The organism is Cronobacter dublinensis subsp. dublinensis LMG 23823 (assembly GCF_001277235.1).
Lineage (GTDB): Bacteria > Pseudomonadota > Gammaproteobacteria > Enterobacterales > Enterobacteriaceae > Cronobacter > Cronobacter dublinensis.
Map to the genome: position 1 here is coordinate 254,976 of NZ_CP012266.1, position 21,948 is coordinate 276,923.

Here is a 21,948-nt window from a genome sequence, read left to right on the forward strand (position 1 = left end):
AGAAAAATGACGACGAAAAAAGCTGATTACATTTGGTTCAACGGCGAGATGGTTCCCTGGGGTGAGGCGAAGGTTCACGTCATGTCCCATGCGTTGCACTACGGTACATCAGTCTTTGAAGGGATCCGTTGCTACGATTCGCACAAAGGGCCGGTGGTATTCCGCCATCGTGAACATATGCAGCGCCTGCATGATTCCGCCAAAATTTATCGCTTTCCGGTTAGCCAGTCCGTTGATGAGTTAATGGAAGCCTGCCGTCTGGTTATCCGCGAGAATAAACTGACCAGCGCCTATATTCGTCCGCTGGTATTCGTGGGCGATGTCGGTATGGGCGTAAACCCGCCAGCGGGCTATACCACTGATGTCATTATCGCTGCGTTCCCGTGGGGCGCGTACCTGGGCGCGGAAGCACTGGAGCAGGGGATCGACGCTATGGTCTCCTCCTGGAACCGCGCGGCGCCAAACACGATCCCTACCGCGGCGAAAGCGGGCGGTAATTATCTTTCCTCTCTGCTGGTTGGCAGCGAAGCGCGTCGTCATGGCTATCAGGAAGGCATTGCGCTCGACGTTAACGGCTATATCTCCGAAGGCGCGGGCGAAAACCTCTTTGAAGTCAAAGATGGCGTGATTTATACCCCTCCGTTTACCTCTTCCGCGCTGCCGGGCATTACTCGCGACGCCATCATTAAGCTCGCTAAAGACATGGGCATTGAAGTTCGCGAGCAGGTGCTCTCCCGCGAATCGCTGTATCTGGCTGATGAAGTCTTTATGTCCGGTACTGCGGCGGAAATCACGCCGGTGCGTAGCGTGGACGGCATCCAGGTCGGCGAAGGCCGCTGTGGTCCGGTTACCAAACGCGTTCAGCAGGCGTTCTTCGGCCTGTTTACCGGCGAGACCGAAGATAAATGGGGCTGGTTGGATCAAGTTAATCCGTAAGCACAATAACACCTGCACGGGCGGCACAAGCCGCCCGGCTTTTGTAGAGACTGGAGTGAAAAAGCATGCCTAAGTACCGTTCTGCCACCACCACGCACGGCCGCAACATGGCGGGTGCCCGCGCCTTATGGCGCGCCACGGGAATGACCGACGCCGATTTTGGCAAGCCGATTATTGCGGTTGTGAACTCGTTTACCCAGTTCGTGCCGGGCCATGTTCATCTGCGCGATCTGGGCAAACTGGTTGCGGAGCAAATTGAGGCGGCGGGCGGCGTGGCGAAAGAGTTCAATACCATCGCGGTCGATGACGGCATCGCCATGGGACACGGCGGCATGCTTTATTCACTGCCGTCTCGCGAGCTTATTGCTGACTCCGTGGAGTACATGGTAAACGCCCACTGCGCAGACGCCATGGTCTGTATCTCTAACTGCGACAAAATCACGCCAGGGATGCTGATGGCTGCCCTGCGTCTGAACATTCCGGTGATTTTCGTCTCCGGCGGTCCGATGGAAGCCGGTAAAACCAAACTTTCCGACCAAATCATCAAGCTGGATCTGGTTGATGCGATGATCCAGGGCGCGAACCCGCACGTCAGCGACGAGCAAAGCGATCAGGTGGAACGCTCCGCCTGCCCGACCTGCGGCTCCTGCTCTGGTATGTTCACCGCCAACTCCATGAACTGTCTGACCGAGGCGCTGGGCCTGTCCCAGCCGGGCAACGGCTCGCTGCTCGCGACTCACGCCGACCGCAAAGATCTCTTTATCAATGCGGGTAAACGCATTGTCTCGCTCACCAAACGTTATTACGAGCAGGATGATGCCAGCGCCCTGCCGCGTAACATCGCGAGCAAAGCGGCGTTTGAAAACGCCATGACGCTCGACATCGCCATGGGCGGCTCCACCAATACCGTTCTTCATCTGCTGGCGGCGGCGCAGGAGGCGGAAATCGACTTCACGATGAGCGATATTGACCGTCTTTCCCGTAAAGTGCCGCAGCTGTGTAAAGTTGCGCCGAGTACTCAGAAATACCATATGGAAGATGTTCACCGCGCGGGCGGGGTCATCGGCATTCTCGGCGAGCTGGATCGCGCAGGTCTGCTGAACCGTGACGTCAATAACGTGCTGGGACTGACGCTGCCGCAGACGCTTGAGCAATATGACGTCATGCTCACTCAGGATAGCGCGGTGAAAGAGATGTTCCGCGCAGGCCCGGCGGGCATTCGCACTACCCAGGCGTTTTCGCAATCCTGCCGCTGGGACACGCTGGATGACGATCGACAGGAAGGCTGTATTCGCTCGCTGGAGCACGCGTATAGCCAGGACGGCGGGCTGGCCGTGCTGTATGGCAACTTCGCAGAAAACGGCTGCATCGTGAAAACCGCCGGGGTGGATGAAGGCAGCCTGGTCTTCCGTGGCCCTGCGAAAGTCTATGAAAGCCAGGATGACGCCGTAGAGGCGATTCTCGGCGGTAAAGTCGTCGCGGGCGATGTCGTGGTTATCCGTTACGAAGGGCCGAAGGGCGGGCCGGGGATGCAGGAAATGCTCTACCCGACCAGCTTCCTGAAATCGATGGGGCTTGGTAAAGCCTGTGCGCTCATCACCGATGGCCGCTTCTCCGGCGGTACGTCCGGGCTGTCTATCGGTCATGTCTCTCCGGAGGCTGCCAGCGGCGGCAATATCGCGCTGATTGAAGATGGCGACATGATTGCCATTGATATCCCGAATCGTGGCATCCAGCTTGAGGTCAGCGATCAGCAGCTGGCCGCGCGCCGTGAAGCGCAGGAAGCACGCGGTGCCGAGGCCTGGACTCCACGCAGCCGCGAACGCCAGGTTTCCTTCGCGCTGCGCGCTTACGCAAGCCTTGCCACCAGCGCCGATAAAGGCGCCGTGCGCGATAAATCGAAACTGGGAGGCTAACCATGGCCGAGTCGCAACCCCTTTCCGCCGCCCCCTGCGGGGCGGAATATCTGCGTGCTGTGCTGCGTTCTCCGGTCTATGAAGTGGCGCAGGTGACGCCGCTGCAGAAGATGGAGAAACTGTCGGCGCGGCTTAATAACGTGGTGCTGGTGAAGCGCGAAGACCGCCAGCCGGTGCACAGCTTTAAGCTGCGCGGCGCCTACGCGATGATGGCGAACCTGACCAGCGAGCAAAAAGCGCGTGGTGTGATCACCGCGTCTGCGGGCAATCATGCGCAGGGTGTGGCGCTCTCGTCATCCCGACTGGGCATCAAATCGCTTATTGTGATGCCGGTGACCACCGCGGATATCAAAGTGGATGCGGTGCGCGGCTTCGGCGGCGAAGTGCTGCTTCATGGCGCTAACTTCGATGAGGCGAAGGCGCAGGCGATTGCGCTTTCGCAGCAGCAAGGTTTCACATACGTACCGCCGTTTGATCATCCGGCGGTCATCGCCGGACAGGGTACGCTGGCGCTGGAGCTACTCCAGCAGGACGCGCATATCGATCGCGTGTTTGTGCCGGTCGGCGGCGGCGGGCTGGCCGCTGGCGTAGCGGTGTTGATCAAGCAGCTCATGCCGCAGATCAAAGTGATCGCCGTGGAAGCGGCCGACTCCGCCTGCCTGAAGGCGGCGCTTGAGGCCGGGCACCCGGTCGATTTGCCGCGCGTGGGGCTTTTCGCGGAAGGCGTGGCGGTGAAACGCATCGGTGATGAAACGTTCCGCGTCTGTCAGGAGTATCTCGACGACATCATCACCGTTGACAGCGACGCTATCTGTGCCGCGATGAAAGATCTTTTTGAAGACGTTCGGGCGGTGGCGGAGCCTTCCGGCGCGCTGGCGCTGGCGGGCATGAAAAAGTATGTGGCCCAGCATAATATTCGCGGCGAGCGGCTGGCGCATGTGTTGTCTGGCGCTAATGTCAATTTCCACGGTCTGCGCTATGTGTCCGAGCGCTGTGAGCTCGGCGAACAGCGCGAAGCGCTGCTGGCGGTGACTATCCCGGAAGAGAAAGGCAGCTTCCTGAAGTTCTGTCAGCTGCTGGGCGGGCGTGCGGTAACCGAGTTTAACTACCGCTTCGCGGACGCCAAAGATGCCTGCATTTTTGTCGGTGTGCGCATCAGTCGCGGGCTGGAAGAGCGACATGAAATCATCGCTCAGCTCACCAGCGACGGCTATGGCGTGGTGGATCTCTCCGATGACGAAATGGCGAAGCTGCATGTTCGCTACATGGTCGGCGGTCGTCCGTCGCGCCCTCTGCACGAGCGGCTTTACAGCTTTGAGTTTCCGGAGGCGCCAGGCGCGCTGCTGCGCTTTCTGCACACGCTCGGCACGCACTGGAACATCTCGCTGTTTCACTACCGCAGCCACGGCACCGACTATGGCCGCGTGCTGGCGGCTTTTGAACTCGGCGAACATGAGCCGGATTTCGAAACCCGGCTTAACGAGCTGGGCTACGAGTGCCATGACGAAACCGGCAACCCGGCGTTCCGGTTTTTCCTCGCGGGTTAACGATAGCCCGGCAGCAGTTTCCAGAAGGCTTCCACAAGCGGCTCATGCAGCCGCTTTTTTTGTACGCAGACGCCAAGCTCGAACGGCGTTTTCTCATCGCTGCGCTCAAGGATCAGGACGCGATTGCGCACCGGCTCCGGGCTGTTTTCCAGCACCACTTCCGGGATCAGCGCCACGCCGCAGCCGAGCGCCACCATCGATACCATCGCCTCATGGCCTGCCACCGTCGCGTAAATAAACGGATTGCTGATTTTATGGCGACGGAACCACAGCTCAATGCGCCGCCGCACCGGGCCCTGATCCGGCATGATAAACGGCACCTGCGTCCAGTCGGGCTCTGGCGCGGATACCTGGGCACGGACCGGGCAGGGCAGTGCCGGGGCAATGAGCACGACGCTGAGATTTTCCAGCATTGAAAACGCGACGGCGGCGGGCAGGGCTTCGGGTTTGCCCGCGATCGCGAGATCGGCCTCGCCGGAATTGACCTTTTCCACCGCGTCAGCGGCATCGCCGGTTGTCAGCTTAATCTCCACCGACGGGTGCTCGGCGCGAAAGCGGTCAAGGATCGGCGGTAGATGGCTGTATGCCGCCGTTACTGAACAAAACAGATGTAACTCGCCGGAGAGCGTTGGCCCCTGCTGGTCGATAGCATGGCGCAGTTGCTGATATTGCAATAGCGTCTGCTGGGCAAACTGGCGCAGCGCCTCGCCTGCCTCTGTCAGCGTCACAGTACGGTTATCGCGAATAAACAGTGGCTGGGCCAGATCCTCTTCCAGCCGCTGGATCTGGCGCGACAGCGTGGATGGGCTCACGTGCATGGCGCGCGCGCTGCGGCCAAAATGGCGGCTTTCTGCCAGATGCAGAAACATTTTCAGATCGCGTAGATCCACTCAGGCGTCTCCTTGAATATGCATTGCGAAAAACGCAACGTAACGTTGTCAATATATCAATTTCCGCAACAAGATTCCTGTCATATAGTGGTCTTAACCTGTTTCAGGTCACCGGTGTGTCGGCCTTTCTCTGACCCGGCTCGCAACCCTGCGCAGCCCGGCTCGCGAAATCGTCGCCTTCCTGTAACCTGAAATCTGTACCGTCGTTTTTGACGACGCAGTTAATCGAACAATAAGACAATACAACATCACGAGGTATCACCATGGCTAACTACTTCAACACTTTGAATCTGCGCCAGCAACTGGCGCAGCTGGGCAAATGCCGTTTCATGGCGCGCGATGAATTCGCCGACGGGGCAGGCTTCCTTAAAGGGAAAAAAGTAGTCATCGTGGGTTGCGGCGCGCAGGGCCTCAACCAGGGTCTGAACATGCGTGATTCCGGGCTGGACGTCTCTTATGCCCTGCGTAAAGAAGCGATTGCCGAGAAGCGTGCCTCCTGGCGTAAGGCGACGGAAAACGGTTTTCAGGTCGGCACCTATGAAGAACTGATCCCGCAGGCAGATCTGGTGGTTAACCTGACGCCGGACAAACAGCACTCTGACGTAGTGCGCACCGTGCAGCCGCTGATGAAAGACGGCGCTGCGCTGGGTTACTCCCACGGCTTTAACATCGTGGAAGTGGGCGAGCAGATCCGTAAAGACATTACCGTCGTGATGGTGGCGCCGAAGTGCCCGGGCACTGAAGTGCGCGAGGAGTACAAACGTGGTTTCGGCGTGCCGACGCTTATCGCGGTGCATCCGGAAAACGATCCGAAAGGCGAAGGTATGGCTATCGCGAAAGCGTGGGCGGCGGCAACCGGCGGCCATCGCGCGGGCGTGCTGGAATCTTCTTTCGTCGCTGAAGTGAAATCTGACCTGATGGGCGAGCAGACTATCCTGTGCGGCATGCTGCAGGCGGGCTCTCTGCTGTGCTTCGACAAGCTGGTGGAAGACGGTACCGACCCGGCTTACGCGGAAAAACTGATCCAGTTTGGCTGGGAAACCATCACCGAAGCCCTGAAGCAGGGCGGCATTACGCTGATGATGGACCGTCTCTCTAACCCGGCGAAACTGCGCGCTTATGCGCTCTCCGAACAGCTGAAAACCATCATGGCGCCGCTGTTCCAGAAACACATGGACGACATCATCTCCGGTGAATTCTCCTCCGGCATGATGGCGGACTGGGCTAACGACGATAAAAAACTGCTGACCTGGCGCGAAGAGACCGGCAAAACCGCGTTTGAAAACGCGCCGCAGTTTGAAGGCAAAATCAGCGAGCAGGACTATTTCGACAAAGGCGTGCTGATGATCGCCATGGTGAAAGCGGGCGTTGAACTGGCGTTTGAAACCATGGTGGATGCCGGCATCATCGAAGAATCCGCCTACTACGAATCACTTCATGAGTTGCCGCTTATCGCGAACACCATCGCCCGTAAGCGCCTGTACGAAATGAACGTGGTTATTTCGGATACCGCGGAATATGGCAACTATCTGTTCGCCAATGCCGCCGTACCGCTGCTGAAAGAATTTATGACCACACTGCAGCCGGGCGATCTGGGTAAAGCGACTGAGGGCACCGCGGTAGATAACGCGCAGCTGCGTGACGTCAACGATGCGATTCGCAGCCATGAGATCGAGAAAGTCGGGCAGAAGCTGCGCGGTTATATGACCGATATGAAGCGTATCGCGGTCGCAGGCTGATTCCCCGTCGTCTTTTGACCCGCAGCGGCGTTGGCGGGTAAACCGTAGGGCGGGTAACGCAGCGCACCCGCCTGAACGCGACACTCGAACCCCAAAGAAAAAGGCCTTCTCACAGAGAAGGCCTTTTGATTAGTTACGGTACAGCACTTTGATAATGTGATAACCGAACTGCGTGTGCAGCGGGCCGGTCGGCTCCAGCACCGGGCAGGAGAACACGACTTTATCGAAAGCCGGCACCATCTGGCCCTGACGGAATTCGCCTAAATGGCCACCTTTCTTGCCCGACGGGCAAATCGAGTGCTTCTTGGCCAGCTTTTCAAAATCGCCGCCGTTTTTAATTTGCTCCAGCAGATCTAGTGCCAGTTTTTCTTCTTTAACAAGGATATGCAGTGCTGCTGCTGTTTTTGCCATGATCGTGCCTTGAGTGGGGTTGATAACGCTGGCTATACTACCACGCGTTTTTCTCCCTTCGTACTGCCGTACCTGCTGTGGGGAGCCGCCTTCTCCTCTGACTTTCACTGAGTAACTTATGCGTCTGAACCCCGCCCAACAACAAGCCGTCGAATTCGTCACTGGCCCCTGCCTGGTGCTGGCGGGCGCTGGCTCCGGTAAAACCCGCGTCATCACGAATAAAATCGCGCACCTGATTCGCGGCTGCGGCTATCAGGCGCGCCATATCGCGGCGGTCACCTTTACTAACAAAGCGGCGCGTGAGATGAAAGAGCGCGTCGCCCAGACGCTCGGGCGCAAAGAGGCGCGCGGACTGATGATTTCGACTTTCCACACGCTGGGTCTTGAAATCATCAAGCGCGAATATGCGGCGCTCGGCATGAAATCCAACTTCTCACTGTTTGACGATACCGATCAGATGGCGCTGATTAAAGAGCTGACCGAAGGGCTTATCGAAAACGATAAGGTGCTGTTGCAACAGCTGATTTCGACTATTTCGAACTGGAAGAACGATCTGCTGAGCCCGCCGCAGGCGGCGGCGCGCGCTATCGGCGAGCGCGAGCGTATCTTTGCCCACTGCTACAGCCTGTATGACGCGCATCTGAAAGCCTGCAATGTGCTCGATTTTGACGATCTGATCCTGCTGCCGACGCTGCTGTTGCAGCGTAATGAAGAGGTGCGTGAGCGCTGGCAGAACCGCATTCGCTACCTGCTGGTGGATGAATACCAGGACACCAACACCAGCCAGTATGAGCTGGTGAAGCTGCTGGTGGGCAACCGCGCGCGCTTTACGGTGGTCGGGGACGATGATCAGTCAATCTACTCCTGGCGTGGCGCGCGTCCGCAAAACCTGGTGCTGTTGAGCCAGGATTTTCCGGCGCTGCAAGTGATTAAGCTTGAGCAGAACTACCGCTCCTCCGGGCGCATTCTTAAAGCGGCTAACATTCTTATTGCCAATAACCCGCACGTCTTTGAGAAAAAGCTCTTTTCCGAGCTGGGCTATGGCACCGAGCTGAAAGTGCTCACCGCCAACCACGAAGATCACGAGGCGGAGCGCGTGACCGGTGAGCTTATCGCGCATCACTTTGTCAACAAAACCCAGTACAAGGATTACGCGATCCTGTATCGCGGTAATCATCAGTCGCGCGTTTTTGAAAAGATGCTGATGCAGAACCGCATTCCGTATCGGATTTCCGGCGGTACGTCGTTCTTCTCGCGTCCGGAAATCAAAGACTTGCTGGCCTATTTGCGCGTACTCACCAACCCGGACGACGACAGCGCGTTTTTGCGTATCGTGAATACGCCCAAGCGCGAAATCGGCCCGGCGACGCTGCAAAAGCTTGGCGAATGGGCGACCCAGCGCAATAAAAGCCTGTTCACCGCCAGTTTTGATATGGGCCTTTCCCAGACGCTGAGCGGGCGCGGCTATGAGTCGCTGACGCGCTTCACGCAGTGGCTGCAGGAAGTGGCGGTGCTGTCCGAGCGCGAGCCGGTGGCGGCGGTGCGCGATCTCATTCGCGGCATCGATTACGAGGCCTGGCTGTTTGAAACCTCGCCGAGCCCGAAAGCGGCGGAAATGCGCATGAAAAACGTCAATCAGCTGTTCAGTTGGATGACAGAAATGCTTGAAGGCACCGATCTTGACGAGCCTATGACGCTGACGCAGGTCGTGACGCGCTTTACGCTGCGCGACATGATGGAGCGCGGCGAAAGCGACGAAGAACTCGATCAGGTCCAGTTGATGACGTTACACGCCTCGAAGGGCCTCGAATTTCCGTATGTCTTTCTGGTCGGGATGGAAGAGGGGCTGCTGCCGCATCAGAGCAGCATCGATGAAGACAATATCGACGAAGAGCGGCGCCTGGCCTATGTCGGCATCACGCGTGCGCAGAAAGAGCTTATCTTCACGCTCTGTAAAGAGCGCCGTCAGTATGGCGAGCTGGTGCGCCCGGAGCCGAGCCGGTTCCTGCTGGAGCTTCCGCAGGACGATTTACAGTGGGAAACCGAGCGTAAAGTGGTCACGCCGCAGGAGCGAATGCAGAAGGGCCAGGCGAACGTCGCAAATATCAAAGCGATGCTGGCGAAAGCGCGCGGCGGCTAATGTCGATGTACCGATAATAAAAAACCGCCTCGCAGGCGGTTTTTTTATGCGTTTAGCTTTATTGCACGTCGAGCTGCCAGTGCACGTAACTTTGCCAGCGCTGCTCCTGCTCTAACATCTCGGCACCCAGCGGATGCACGCAGAGCCAGTCCTGCGGGAGCGTCGCGGTCAGCGTGTCGCCCTGTGCGCTCAGTGTGACATCCGGCAGCATATCGTCGCGTCGACGGCTGGCGAAGATAATCGCCAGGCGCAGCAGTCGACAAAGGCGCTCGGCCACGCGTAGCGGCACCGCGTTTTGCTGTTGCAGTGCCGGAAGATCGACCGTGCCGGTCTGGTTCAGCAGCAGCGTCGCCAGCAGCTTTTTCTGCGCGGGCGTGAAGCCCGGTAAATCGAGATTATTCACCAGATAAGCGGCGTGCTGAGGCGCACGTTTAAAATCGACCGCGAGGCCGACTTCATGCAACAGGCTGGCGCTGTGCAGCAGCGCACGGCTGAGATCGTCCAGCGCCCACTCGGCTTCCACGCTCCCGGCAAACCGCTCCGCCAGCTGGGCCACGCGCGCGGCCTGGCTGATATCCACCATAAACCGGCGCTGAATATTTTTCAGCGTACGGTTGCGAATATCCTGATCCACCGCGAGATGCAGCATGCCATAGACCAGCCCTTCACGCAGCGCGCCGCCGGCAAGCGTCATGTACGCGATTTCCAGCTCGCTGAAAACGGCGATAAGAATGGCCAGACCGCTCGGAAAGACCAGCGCGCGCTCAAGCGTCAGGCCTTCAATCTCCAGCTCCTCAAGACGTCCGCACTGAATGGCGCGTGCTTTCAGCTGCTGGAGCTTGGCAAGCGTAATGCGCTCATCCATGCCCTGCGCCATCATGATTTCCTGCAGCGCCTGCACGGTGCCGGATGCGCCGACGCAGATCCTCCACCCCTGACCACGTAGCTGCGCAATAACCGGGCGCAACACCTCGCGCGCGGCCTGCTCGGCGCTGTCGAAATGCGCCTGCGTCAGGCTGCGGTCGGTGAAATAACGCTCAAGAAAGGTGACGCAGCCCATTGGCAGGCTGAAGAGAGACGTGGCGCGGGCGCCGGTGCCGGTCACAAGTTCTGTGCTGGCGCCGCCGATATCCACGACCAGACGGCGGTCATCGCCACCGGTGGTATGCGCAACACCCTGGTAGATAAGCCGGGCTTCTTCTTCGCCGGCAATTACCTGTACCGGACAGCCGAGGATCTCTTGCGCGCGGGCGACAAACTCGTCGGCGTTGGTAGCAAGGCGCAGCGTCGCGGTCGCGACCACGCGGATTTGCGCGCAGGGGATATCCTGAAGCCGTTCGGCGAACAGGCGCAGGCATTGCCAGCCGCGCTCCATGGCGTCCGTCGAAAGGGTATTGTCGGCGCTGAGGCCCGCCGCGAGGCGGACCTTGCGTTTCACACGCGTGAGCGTCTGAATGCTCCCGGCCACCTCACGTACCACCAGCATATGAAAGCTGTTCGAACCGAGGTCGATTGCCGCATACAGTGAGGAGGCGCCGGGCATAGCGCTTATCCTGTACGACGACGGTTGCGCGGCGCGCCGGAACGACGCGGGCCATTGCCGGTGCGCGGACGCGACAGGCGCTTCGGCGGCGGCAGTTCGCTTAACAGCGCATCCGGATTGTATTTACTCACCGGAATGGAGTGGCCGATATAGGTTTCGATCGCCGGCAGGTTCAGCGCGTACTCTTCACAGGCAAGGCTGATGGAGTGGCCGCTGGCGCCCGCGCGACCAGTACGGCCGATGCGGTGAACGTAATCTTCGCAGTCGTCCGGCAGGTCGTAGTTAAAGACGTGGGTGACGGCAGGAATATGCAAGCCGCGCGCCGCAACATCGGTCGCAACCAGAATATCCAGATCGCCACGGGTAAATTCATCAAGAATTCGCAGACGTTTTTTCTGCGCGACGTCGCCCGTCAGCAGGCCAACGCGATGACCGTCTGCCGCCAGATGGCCCCAGATGTCTTCACAGCGATGTTTAGTATTGGCGAAAATAATGGCGCGATCCGGCCACTCTTCTTCAATCAGCGTCTGGAGCAGGCGCATTTTCTCTTCGTTAGACGGATAGAAAAGCTCTTCTTTAATACGGTGGCCCGTTTTCTGCTCCGGTTCGACTTCGACATATTCCGCGTTGTTCATCTGCTCGAACGCGAGTTCACGCACGCGGTAAGAGAGCGTCGCGGAGAACAGCATATTGAGACGCTGTGCGGCAGCTGGCATACGACGGAACAACCAGCGGATGTCTTTGATAAAGCCCAGATCGTACATGCGATCGGCTTCGTCGAGCACCACGACCTGAATCGCGCCCAGGTTGACGTGGTTTTGTTTGGTGTAATCGATGAGACGGCCGGTGGTGCCGATCAGAATGTCGACGCCGCTTTCCAGCACTTTCAGTTGCTTGTCGTAACCGTCACCGCCGTAGGCGAGACCCAGCTTAAGGCCGGTGGCTTCCGCCAGCGGTTCCGCGTCGGAGTGAATCTGCACCGCGAGTTCGCGGGTCGGCGCCATAATCAGGGCGCGTGGCTGATTCACCTGGCGATTTTCCGCCGCAGGGTGTGAGAGTAAATAATGAAACGTTGACGTTAAAAACGCCATCGTTTTGCCGGTACCGGTTTGCGCCTGCCCTGCAACGTCACGGCCCGCGAGCGTTAACGGGAGTGCCAGAGCCTGGATAGGTGTGCAGTTATGAAACCCTTTCTTTTCAAGGGCTTGAACTACGACAGGGTGCAGGGCGAAGTCGGAAAACTTCTGTTCAGTCAAGTGTGTTTTGCTCATAGTGTGGTAGAATATCAGCTAACTATTGCTTTACGAAAGCGTATCCGGTGAAATAAAGTCAACCTTATGTTGGTTAATGCTACACCAACATGACAGGCCTAATCTTTGGAGTAAAACATGAGCGATAAAATTATTCACCTGACTGACGACAGTTTCGACACGGATGTACTTAAAGCGGACGGGTTGACGCTGGTTGATTTCTGGGCAGAATGGTGTGGTCCGTGCAAGATGATCGCCCCTATCCTTGATGAAATCGCTGATGAATATCAGGGCAAACTGACGGTTGCCAAACTGAACATCGACCAGAACCCGGGCACCGCGCCGAAATACGGCATTCGCGGCATTCCGACTCTGCTGTTGTTTAAAAATGGTGAAGTGGCGGCGACCAAAGTGGGCGCGCTGTCAAAAGGCCAACTGAAAGAGTTCCTCGACGCCAACCTGGCGTAATGGTTCCCCGCCGGGGCGATCACGGTTCCTAAATACTCAGGACCGCTGGACGCCCGGCTTCAGTCATGCTAACTTTATTTTTGACTTCAATTTAAACTTACCTTTTAGTTTGAATCTTGTAATACCCGACGCTTCCCGCCCATGACAATGTCAATACCGAGACCGGTAGGCGAGAAGAGCATTAACTCCGGGACTTATCACTCATTCCGTCTTGTCGTTTCAGTTCTGCGTTCCTTACCTGCAACCAGGCAACGAACAGACATGAGATGAAGCCCGTAAACAGGCATGGATGACCCTGCCATACCATTCACAACATTACGTTCGAGATTTACCCCGAGTTTAAGAACCCACCACTATGAATCTTACCGAATTAAAGAATACGCCGGTTTCTGAGCTGATTACTCTCGGCGAAAATATGGGCCTGGAAAACCTGGCCCGCATGCGCAAACAGGATATTATTTTCGCCATCCTGAAGCAGCACGCGAAGAGTGGCGAAGATATCTTTGGCGACGGTGTGCTGGAGATATTGCAGGATGGCTTCGGCTTCCTCCGTTCTGCAGACAGCTCCTACCTCGCCGGTCCCGACGATATCTACGTTTCTCCCAGCCAAATCCGCCGTTTCAACCTCCGTACAGGGGATACCATCTCCGGTAAGATTCGTCCGCCGAAAGAAGGCGAGCGCTACTTCGCGCTGTTGAAAGTGAACGAAGTTAACTTCGATAAACCGGAAAACGCACGTAATAAGATCCTGTTCGAAAACTTGACGCCGCTGCACGCGAACTCGCGTCTGCGTATGGAGCGCGGCAACGGGTCGACTGAAGATTTGACCGCTCGCGTACTGGATCTGGCGTCGCCGATTGGTCGCGGTCAGCGTGGTCTTATCGTGGCGCCGCCGAAAGCCGGTAAAACCATGCTGCTGCAGAACATCGCGCAGAGCATTGCATACAACCACCCGGATTGCGTGCTGATGGTGCTGCTGATTGACGAACGTCCGGAAGAAGTGACCGAGATGCAGCGTCTGGTGAAAGGCGAAGTGGTCGCGTCCACGTTTGACGAACCGGCTTCCCGCCACGTTCAGGTTGCTGAAATGGTTATCGAGAAAGCCAAGCGCCTCGTCGAGCACAAAAAAGACGTTATCATTCTGCTCGACTCCATCACCCGTCTGGCACGCGCTTACAACACCGTCGTGCCGGCATCCGGCAAAGTGCTGACCGGTGGTGTGGACGCTAATGCCCTGCATCGTCCGAAGCGTTTCTTCGGTGCGGCGCGTAACGTGGAAGAGGGCGGTAGCCTGACCATTATTGCGACTGCTCTGATTGATACCGGCTCTAAAATGGATGAAGTTATCTACGAAGAGTTTAAAGGCACCGGTAACATGGAACTGCATCTCTCTCGTAAGATCGCGGAAAAACGCGTCTTCCCGGCTATCGATTACAACCGTTCCGGTACCCGTAAAGAAGAGCTGCTGACGACTCAGGAAGAACTGCAGAAAATGTGGATCCTGCGTAAAATCATTCACCCGATGGGTGAGATCGACGCGATGGAATTCCTCATTAATAAACTGGCGATGACCAAAACGAACGACGAATTCTTCGATATGATGAAACGTTCGTAGTCAGCGGGAACTCGGGGAACGCCACGTCACGACGTGGCGTTTTTCTTTGTTGCTCTATACGATAGGCAACAGGCGTGATCTTTACACGACTTTCAGTAAAGGCGCGCCAGTTTTTATCTGGCCTGAGCTATGTTTATCTTACTGAATAATAATTAGTCTGTTCAGGGATGAGGGGCGGAGGAGTGCTTAGAAAGCCTGACTGCCGCAGTTATACTTCCTCCGGACTTAACGTTTGCAGAGAGCGCACACTGTGAATTTAGTTACCGTTGGTACTGAGCTAATCAGTATTTTTTTATTCACATTTGTTTTTCTTTTTTTTGCACGAAAGCTGGGCAAAAGGGTTGGTCTGGTCGATAAGCCCAATTTCCGTAAGCGCCATCAAGGGCTGATCCCGCTGGTGGGCGGCATCTCCGTCTACGCAGGCATCTGTTTTACCTTCTCCATTGCGGACTACTATATTCCTCATGCGGCGTTATACCTGGCGAGCGCCGGGGTGCTGGTGTTTGTCGGCGCGCTGGATGACCGTTACGACATCAGCGTAAAAATACGCGCCGTTATCCAGGCCGTTATCGGCGTGGTGATGATGACGGTGGGCGGGCTCTATCTGCGCAGTCTCGGATATATTTTCGGCTCGTGGGAGATGGTGCTGGGGCCGTTTGGGTATTTCCTCACGCTGTTTGCCGTCTGGGCGGCGATTAACGCCTTTAATATGGTGGACGGGATTGATGGTCTGCTCGGTGGGCTGTCGTGCGTCTCCTTTGCGGCTATCGGCATGATCCTATGGTTTGACGGGCAGACCAGCCTGTCGATGTGGTGCTTCGCCATGATTGCCGCCATCCTTCCTTATATTCTGTTGAACCTCGGCGCGTTCGGACGGCGTTATAAAGTCTTTATGGGCGATGCGGGCAGTACGCTTATCGGGTTTACCGTTATCTGGATCCTGCTGGAAACCACGCAGGGGAAAACGCATCCGATTAGCCCGGTGACCGCGCTCTGGATCATCGCGATTCCGCTGATGGATATGATTGCCATCATGTACCGCCGTCTGCGTAAAGGCATGAGTCCTTTTTCGCCGGACCGTCAGCACATTCATCATCTGATCATGCGCGCCGGCTTTACTTCTCGTCAGGCGTTTGTCCTTATCACGCTCGCCGCCGCGCTGCTCGCTGGCATTGGCGTAGCGTCCGAATATGCCGCACATATTATCCCTGAGTGGGTAATGTTGGCATTATTCTTGCTAGCATTTTTCTTCTACGGCTACTGTATCAAACGGGCATGGAAAGTGGCGCGCTTCATTAAACGCGTTAAGCGTCGCATGAAGCGCGGAAGCAACAAGCCCACCGCTAATTAAAGAAAATCGGGGACGTGATGAATCAAAAAGTGCCGGGCACTCCGTCAGGAGTGACAGATAATGAACTGGATATTCGGGGTCTGTTTCGAACGCTGTGGGCAGGGAAATTCTGGATAGTCGGAATGGCCGTGCTGTTTGCGCTCGTGGCTCTCACTTATACATTCTTCGCGCGCCAGGAATGGAGCGCGATGGCTATCACCGATCGTCCCACCGTTAACATGCTGGGCGGCTACTATTCACAGCAACAGTTTCTGCGCAATCTGGATGTGAAAGCCAATCTGGCGCCGGTGGATCAGCCCTCGGTGATGGACGACGCGTATAAAGAATTCATCATGCAACTCTCCGCGTGGGATACCCGTCGCGATTTCTGGTCGCAGACGGACTATTACAAGCAGCGCAAAGTCGGCAACAGCAAAGCTGACGCCGCGCTTCTGGATGAGTTTATCGACAACATTCAGTTCACCGCAGGCGACGTCACCCGCAATCAAAACGATAACATCCGGCTTATCGCGGAAACCGCGCCGGACGCGAACAACCTGCTGCGTCAGTATATCGCCTTCGCGAGCCAGCGTGCCGCCAGTCATCTTAATGATGAACTCAAAGGCGCCTGGGCGGCGCGCACCGTCCAGATGAAAGCGCAGGTGAAACGCCAGGAAGCGGTCGCGAAATCCATCTTCGATCGTCGCGTGCACAGCGTTCAGCAGGCGCTGCAGGTGGCGGAACAACACAACATTTCTCGCAGCGAAACGGACGTTCCCGCAGATGAGCTGCCGGATTCTGAACTGTTCATGCTGGGGCGCCCGCTGTTGCAGGCACGGCTGGAAAATCTCCAGGCCGTAGGGCCGACCTATGACATCGACTACGATCAGAACCGGGCGATGCTGGCGACGCTGAACGTCGGGCCGACGCTGGACCCGCGTTTTCAGACCTATCGCTATCTGCGTACGCCGGAAGAGCCGGTTAAACGCGACAGCCCACGTCGCGCATTCCTGATGATCATGTGGGGAGCCGTTGGGGCGTTGACTGGCGCTGGCGTGGCTCTGGTCCGCCGCCGCCGCACCGCATAAGCACGCGTCCTGGATGAAGGCGCGCGTCGCCTTCATCGCCAACTGAAGAGAATCGTTGTGAGAGTACTAACCGTTTTTGGCACGCGACCAGAAGCTATAAAAATGGCGCCGCTGGTACATGCGCTGGCCCAGGATCCCGCGTTTGACACTCGGGTATGCGTCACGGCTCAGCATCGCGAGATGCTGGATCAGGTGCTGCATCTTTTTTCCATTGTGCCGGATTACGATCTGAACATCATGAAGCCCGGACAGGGGCTCACGGAGATCACGTGTCGCATTCTTGAAGGGCTGAAACCGATTCTGACTGAATTCCGCCCGGACGTGGTGCTGGTACATGGCGATACGACGACGACAATCGCCACCAGCCTTGCGGCATTTTACCAGCGGATCCCCGTCGGTCATGTCGAGGCCGGGCTTCGCACGGGCTACCTCTACTCGCCGTGGCCGGAAGAGGCTAACCGCACGCTGACCGGTCATCTGGCGATGTATCACTTCGCGCCGACGGAGTTGTCGCGCCAGAACCTGCTGCGAGAAAACATCCCTGACGCGCGCATCTTCGTGACCGGCAACACCGTTATCGACGCGCTCATCACCGTGCGCGATCGCGTGATGGCAGATGAGCCGCTGCGTCTGCGTCTGGAAACGCAATATCCCTTCCTCGACGGCGACAAGAAAATGATTCTGGTCACCGGGCATCGCCGCGAAAGCTTTGGGGAAGGATTCGAACAGATTTGCCGCGCGCTGGCGGATATCGCCGCGCAAAACCGCGATGTGCAGATTGTCTACCCGGTCCATCTCAACCCTAACGTTACCGAACCGGTGAACCGCATTCTGGGCCATGTGGAAAACGTGGTGCTGATTGAGCCGCAGGAATACCTGCCGTTTGTCTGGCTGATGAACCACGCCTGGCTGATCCTGACCGACTCCGGCGGGATTCAGGAAGAAGCGCCGTCGCTGGGCAAACCGGTGCTGGTGATGCGTGAAACCACCGAGCGACCGGAAGCGGTCGAGGCGGGCACGGTGCGACTGGTCGGCACGGACACGCGGCGTATCGTCGACGAAGTGACACGGCTACTGCACGACGACGCGGCGTATCAGGCCATGAGCCACGCCCATAATCCTTATGGCGACGGCCAGGCATGCGAACGGATCTTACATGCACTTAAAAATAATCGGGTATCACTATGAGTTTTAATACCATTTCGGTGATTGGTCTGGGTTATATCGGTTTACCCACCGCGGCGGCTTTCGCGTCGCGAGAAAAACAGGTCATCGGCATCGACATCAATCAGCATGCGGTCGATACCATCAACCGGGGTGAAATTCATATTGTCGAGCCGGAGCTGGATAAGGTCGTGAAAGCCGCCGTGGAAGGCGGTTTTCTGCGCGCCAGCACGCAGCCTGTCGAGGCGGACGCCTATCTTATCGCCGTGCCCACGCCGTTTAAGGGCGATCACGAGCCGGATATGGCCTACGTGCAGGCGGCGGCGGAATCCGTCGCGCCGGTGCTGCGTAAAGGCGCGCTGGTGATCCTCGAATCCACATCGCCGGTCGGCGCCACTGAGCAGATGGCGCAGTGGCTCGCGGCGCTGCGACCGGATCTCAGCTTCCCGCAGCAGGTGGGCGAGGCGGCGGATATCAACATCGCTTACTGCCCGGAGCGCGTGCTGCCAGGCCAGGTGATGGTCGAGCTGATTAAAAACGACCGCGTGATTGGCGGCATGACGCCCGTCTGTTCCGCGCGCGCCAGCGAGCTCTATAAAATTTTCCTCGAAGGCGAGTGTGTGGTGACGAATTCCCGCACCGCCGAAATGTGTAAACTCACCGAAAACAGCTTCCGCGACGTCAACATTGCGTTCGCCAACGAGCTGTCGCTGATTTGCGCCGACCAGGGCATCAACGTCTGGGAGCTGATTCGCCTTGCGAACCGTCACCCGCGCGTCAATATTTTGCAGCCGGGCCCCGGCGTCGGCGGCCACTGCATCGCGGTCGACCCGTGGTTTATCGTGGCGCAGAACCCGCAGCAGGCGCGGCTCATCCGCACCGCGCGTGAAGTGAACGACCACAAACCACACTGGGTCATCCAGCAGGTGAAAAGCACGCTGGCAGATTGCCTGGCTGCGACCAACCGCCGCGCCAGCGAGGTGAAAATCGCCTGTTTTGGTCTGGCGTTCAAACCGAATATCGACGATTTGCGCGAAAGCCCGGCGATGGAAATTGCGGAGCTTATCGCCGACTGGCATAGCGGCGAAACGCTAGTTGTCGAGCCGAACATCCATGCGCTGCCGGCGCGCCTTGACGGCAAATGTCGTCTGGCCGCGCTCGACGACGCGCTGGCGCAGGCCGACGTGCTGGTGATGCTGGTTGACCATCAGCAGTTCAAGGCCATTGACGGCGCTACGCTCAACCACACCTGGGTCGTCGATACTAAAGGAGTCTGGCGATGAAACGCTTTTTGGTGACGGGCGGCGCCGGGTTTATTGGCTCCGCCGTGGTCAGACACCTGATCCAGAACACCGACCACGCCGTGCTGGTGGTGGATAAACTCACCTACGCCGGTAATCTCGGCTCGCTGGCGCCGGTGGCGCAGGACTCGCGTTTCGCCTTTGAACAGGTTGATATCTGCGACGCGCAGAACCTCGATCGTCTGTTCACGCAATTCCAGCCGGATGTCGTGATGCATCTTGCCGCGGAAAGCCATGTTGACCGCTCTATCGACGGCCCGGCGGCGTTTATCGAAACCAACATCGTCGGCACCTATACGCTGCTGGAAGCCGCTCGCCGTTACTGGAGCGCGCTGGGCGATGCGCAAAAAGCGGCGTTTCGCTTTCACCATATCTCGACGGACGAGGTCTATGGCGACCTGCACGGGCTGGATGATTTCTTCACCGAAACCACGCCGTATGCGCCAAGCAGTCCATACTCCGCGTCCAAAGCGGGCAGCGACCATCTGGTGCGCGCCTGGCGACGCACCTACGGCCTGCCGACGCTCGTCACGAACTGCTCCAATAACTACGGGCCGTATCACTTCCCGGAAAAGCTTATTCCGTTAACCATTCTCAACGCGCTGGCGGGTAAACCTCTGCCGGTCTATGGCAACGGCCAGCAGATCCGCGACTGGCTGTATGTGGAAGATCACGCGCGCGCGCTCTGCCTGGTCGCGACGCAAGGCGAGGTGGGCGAAACCTACAACATCGGCGGCCATAACGAGCAGAAAAACCTCGACGTGGTGGAAACCATCTGTGCGTTGCTGGAAGAGCTGGCGCCGCAGAAACCGGCCGGTGTCGGGGTTTACCGTTCGCTTATCACCTTTGTTCAGGACCGCCCAGGCCACGATCTGCGTTACGCCATCGACGCCAGCAAAATTGAACGCGAGCTCGGCTGGCGGCCGCAGGAAACCTTCGAAAGCGGCATGCGTAAAACGGTGCAGTGGTATCTCGACAACGAGACCTGGTGGAAGCAGGTGCAGGACGGTAGCTATCAGGGCCAGCGTCTGGGGCTTGCGCGTTAAACACGACGGGAGACCGGCATGAAAGGCATTATTCTGGCGGGCGGCTCTGGCAGCCGCCTTCATCCTATTACACGCGGCGTTTCCAAACAGCTTCTGCCCATCTACGACAAGCCGATGATCTACTATCCGCTGTCGGTGCTGATGCTGGCCGGGATCCGCGAGGTGCTCATCATCACCACGCCTGAAGACCAGAGCTATTTCCAGCGCCTGCTGGGCGACGGCTCCGCGTTCGGCATTTCGCTGGAATACGCGGCTCAGCCGAGCCCGGATGGCCTCGCGCAGGCGTTTATCATCGGCGAAAGCTTCCTTGCGGGCGGTCCGTCGTGTCTGGTGCTGGGCGATAACATCTTCTTCGGGCAGGGCTTCAGCCCGAAACTGCGCCATGTCGCCGCGCGGACCGACGGCGCGACCGTATTCGGCTATCAGGTGATGGACCCGGAGCGCTTCGGCGTCGTTGAGTTCGACGAGGATTTCCGCGCGATTTCCATTGAGGAAAAGCCGACGCACCCGAAATCCCGCTGGGCCGTCACCGGTCTCTACTTCTACGACAGCAACGTGGTGGAGTACGCAAAGCAGGTCAAACCCTCCAGCCGCGGCGAGCTCGAAATCACCTCCATTAACCAGATGTACATGGAGGCGGGCAAGCTGAACGTCGAACTGCTGGGGCGCGGTTTCGCCTGGCTGGACACCGGCACGCACGACAGCCTGATTGAAGCGAGCACCTTTGTACAGACGGTCGAAAAACGTCAGGGCTTTAAAATCGCCTGTCTGGAAGAGATTGCCTGGCGCAACGGCTGGCTGGCTGACGAGGACGTGAAGCGCGTCGCGCAGCAGCTCGCCAAAACCGGCTACGGCCAGTATCTGATGGAGCTCCTCCGTGCCCGTCCGCGCCAGTATTGAACCCCTTGAGTGGGAGAGCCAGTTTTTCGGCATCGACAGCGCGATTGTCCGTTTCTCCGATACCGCAGCGGCGTTAGACGTGGCGCAATTAGACGTCTGGTCGCGCGTGCAGGCGAAGGTGCCCGCCGCCCGCAGCGATCTGCTGGATGGCCTATTGTCGCTCGGGTTTCAGCTGGTCGAAGGCGAGGTGGATTTCGCGCTGCCGCTGACGTCTGCCGCGCCTGTCGATGACGCGCAGGCGATAACTGCGACCCTGGACGATATTCCGCTCCTGCGCGATGCGGCGGCGCAAGCCTTCGCCATGAGCCGGTTTCGCGCGCCCTGGTACGCCCCGGACGCCAGCGGACGATTTTACGCGCAGTGGGTCGAAAACGCGGTGAAAGGCGCGTTCGACCACGAATGCCTGATCCTGCGCACGCCGCAGGGCGCGCTTCGCGGGTTCGTCACGCTGCGCCAGATTAACGAACAAGAAGCCCGCATCGGCCTGCTGGCCGGTCGCGGCGCCGGAGAAGCCCTGATGCAGGCGGCGCGCCAGTGGTGCGTCGCGCGCGGGCTTTACACTTTGCGGGTAGCGACCCAGGCGGGCAACCGCGCCGCGCTGCGTCGCTATATTGCCAGCGGCGGCAACATTGAAAGCACCGCTTATTGGTTATACAGGTAACTA

Annotated in this window: 18 protein-coding genes; 14 read left to right on the top strand and 4 right to left on the bottom strand. The window is 58.1% G+C overall.

What is annotated here, in order from left to right; all coding sequences use genetic code 11:
- The first annotated feature begins 6 nt into the window (after positions 1–6).
- The 3 genes from AFK67_RS01190 (at position 7) to ilvA (ending at position 4,399) form a co-directional block, all read left to right on the top strand.
- A complete protein-coding gene (locus AFK67_RS01190) occupies positions 7–936 on the top strand; it encodes a branched-chain amino acid transaminase (RefSeq protein ID WP_007716995.1) in 930 nt (309 codons plus the stop codon).
- A gap of 65 nt (positions 937–1,001) precedes the next feature.
- Positions 1,002–2,852: a dihydroxy-acid dehydratase gene (gene ilvD / locus AFK67_RS01195; protein ID WP_007716998.1), complete on the top strand. Its 1,851-nt coding sequence runs from the start codon at positions 1,002–1,004 to the stop codon at positions 2,850–2,852.
- A 2-nt stretch (positions 2,853–2,854) separates the two neighbouring features.
- Positions 2,855–4,399: a threonine ammonia-lyase, biosynthetic gene (gene ilvA, locus AFK67_RS01200; protein ID WP_007754655.1), complete on the top strand. Its 1,545-nt coding sequence runs from the start codon at positions 2,855–2,857 to the stop codon at positions 4,397–4,399.
- Here ilvA and ilvY read toward each other — a convergent pair.
- Positions 4,396–5,289 carry an HTH-type transcriptional activator IlvY gene (gene ilvY, locus AFK67_RS01205; protein ID WP_007717000.1) on the bottom strand — a complete coding sequence of 298 codons (894 nt, stop codon included), beginning with the start codon at positions 5,287–5,289 and terminating at the stop codon, positions 4,396–4,398. The genes ilvA and ilvY overlap by 4 nt on opposite strands.
- Before the next feature lie 263 nt (positions 5,290–5,552).
- Between ilvY and ilvC the strand changes: the two genes are divergently transcribed.
- Entirely contained in the window at positions 5,553–7,028 is a 1,476-nt protein-coding gene (gene ilvC, locus AFK67_RS01210; protein WP_007717002.1) for a ketol-acid reductoisomerase, read from the top strand.
- 129 nt (positions 7,029–7,157) lie between these two features.
- Here ilvC and ppiC read toward each other — a convergent pair whose 3' ends face one another.
- Positions 7,158–7,439, bottom strand: coding sequence for a peptidylprolyl isomerase PpiC (gene ppiC / locus AFK67_RS01215; protein WP_001140255.1), 282 nt, complete (start codon positions 7,437–7,439; stop codon positions 7,158–7,160).
- Between the two features lie 118 nt (positions 7,440–7,557).
- On the opposite strand from ppiC, the gene rep reads away from it, so the two are divergent.
- The gene (gene rep / locus AFK67_RS01220; RefSeq protein WP_032966872.1) at positions 7,558–9,579 is read left to right on the top strand and encodes a DNA helicase Rep; all 2,022 of its coding nucleotides are present in this window, start codon (positions 7,558–7,560) and stop codon (positions 9,577–9,579) included.
- A 58-nt stretch (positions 9,580–9,637) separates the two neighbouring features.
- Here the strand turns inward: rep and gppA are convergent, their stop codons facing one another.
- Together gppA and rhlB are read right to left on the bottom strand one after the other, a co-directional pair.
- Positions 9,638–11,122, bottom strand: coding sequence for a guanosine-5'-triphosphate,3'-diphosphate diphosphatase (gene gppA, locus AFK67_RS01225; RefSeq protein ID WP_007717011.1), 1,485 nt, complete (start codon positions 11,120–11,122; stop codon positions 9,638–9,640).
- Between the two features lie 5 nt (positions 11,123–11,127).
- Positions 11,128–12,393, bottom strand: a complete 1,266-nt coding sequence (gene rhlB, locus AFK67_RS01230; RefSeq protein ID WP_007717015.1) for an ATP-dependent RNA helicase RhlB — start codon at positions 12,391–12,393, stop codon at positions 11,128–11,130.
- Between the two features lie 117 nt (positions 12,394–12,510).
- On the opposite strand from rhlB, the gene trxA reads away from it, so the two are divergent.
- The 9 genes from trxA to rffC all read left to right on the top strand — a co-directional run bounded on the left by trxA (position 12,511) and on the right by rffC (position 21,945).
- Complete coding sequence (gene trxA, locus AFK67_RS01235; protein WP_004386384.1) at positions 12,511–12,840, top strand: thioredoxin TrxA; 330 nt, start codon at positions 12,511–12,513, stop codon at positions 12,838–12,840.
- A gap of 355 nt (positions 12,841–13,195) precedes the next feature.
- Positions 13,196–14,455: a transcription termination factor Rho gene (gene rho, locus AFK67_RS01240; protein ID WP_004386383.1), complete on the top strand. Its 1,260-nt coding sequence runs from the start codon at positions 13,196–13,198 to the stop codon at positions 14,453–14,455.
- 250 nt (positions 14,456–14,705) lie between these two features.
- Positions 14,706–15,806: a UDP-N-acetylglucosamine--undecaprenyl-phosphate N-acetylglucosaminephosphotransferase gene (gene wecA / locus AFK67_RS01245; protein WP_007717018.1), complete on the top strand. Its 1,101-nt coding sequence runs from the start codon at positions 14,706–14,708 to the stop codon at positions 15,804–15,806.
- Positions 15,807–15,823: 17 nt separating this feature from the next.
- The gene (gene wzzE / locus AFK67_RS01250) at positions 15,824–16,873 is read left to right on the top strand and encodes an ECA polysaccharide chain length modulation protein (protein WP_007717020.1); all 1,050 of its coding nucleotides are present in this window, start codon (positions 15,824–15,826) and stop codon (positions 16,871–16,873) included.
- A gap of 57 nt (positions 16,874–16,930) precedes the next feature.
- A complete protein-coding gene (gene wecB / locus AFK67_RS01255; protein WP_032966874.1) occupies positions 16,931–18,061 on the top strand; it encodes a non-hydrolyzing UDP-N-acetylglucosamine 2-epimerase in 1,131 nt (376 codons plus the stop codon).
- Complete coding sequence (wecC, locus tag AFK67_RS01260) at positions 18,058–19,320, top strand: UDP-N-acetyl-D-mannosamine dehydrogenase (RefSeq protein WP_007717024.1); 1,263 nt, start codon at positions 18,058–18,060, stop codon at positions 19,318–19,320. Before wecB ends, wecC begins: the two co-directional genes overlap by 4 nt.
- Positions 19,317–20,384: a dTDP-glucose 4,6-dehydratase gene (rffG, locus tag AFK67_RS01265; RefSeq protein ID WP_007717028.1), complete on the top strand. Its 1,068-nt coding sequence runs from the start codon at positions 19,317–19,319 to the stop codon at positions 20,382–20,384. Before wecC ends, rffG begins: the two co-directional genes overlap by 4 nt.
- 18 nt (positions 20,385–20,402) lie before the next feature.
- Positions 20,403–21,284 (top strand): glucose-1-phosphate thymidylyltransferase RfbA, encoded by an 882-nt coding sequence (gene rfbA / locus AFK67_RS01270; RefSeq protein WP_038875385.1) that lies wholly within the window; start codon positions 20,403–20,405, stop codon positions 21,282–21,284.
- A complete protein-coding gene (gene rffC / locus AFK67_RS01275; protein ID WP_038885142.1) occupies positions 21,262–21,945 on the top strand; it encodes a dTDP-4-amino-4,6-dideoxy-D-galactose acyltransferase in 684 nt (227 codons plus the stop codon). The genes rfbA and rffC overlap by 23 nt, the downstream gene beginning before the upstream one ends.
- Positions 21,946–21,948: the final 3 nt, after the last annotated feature.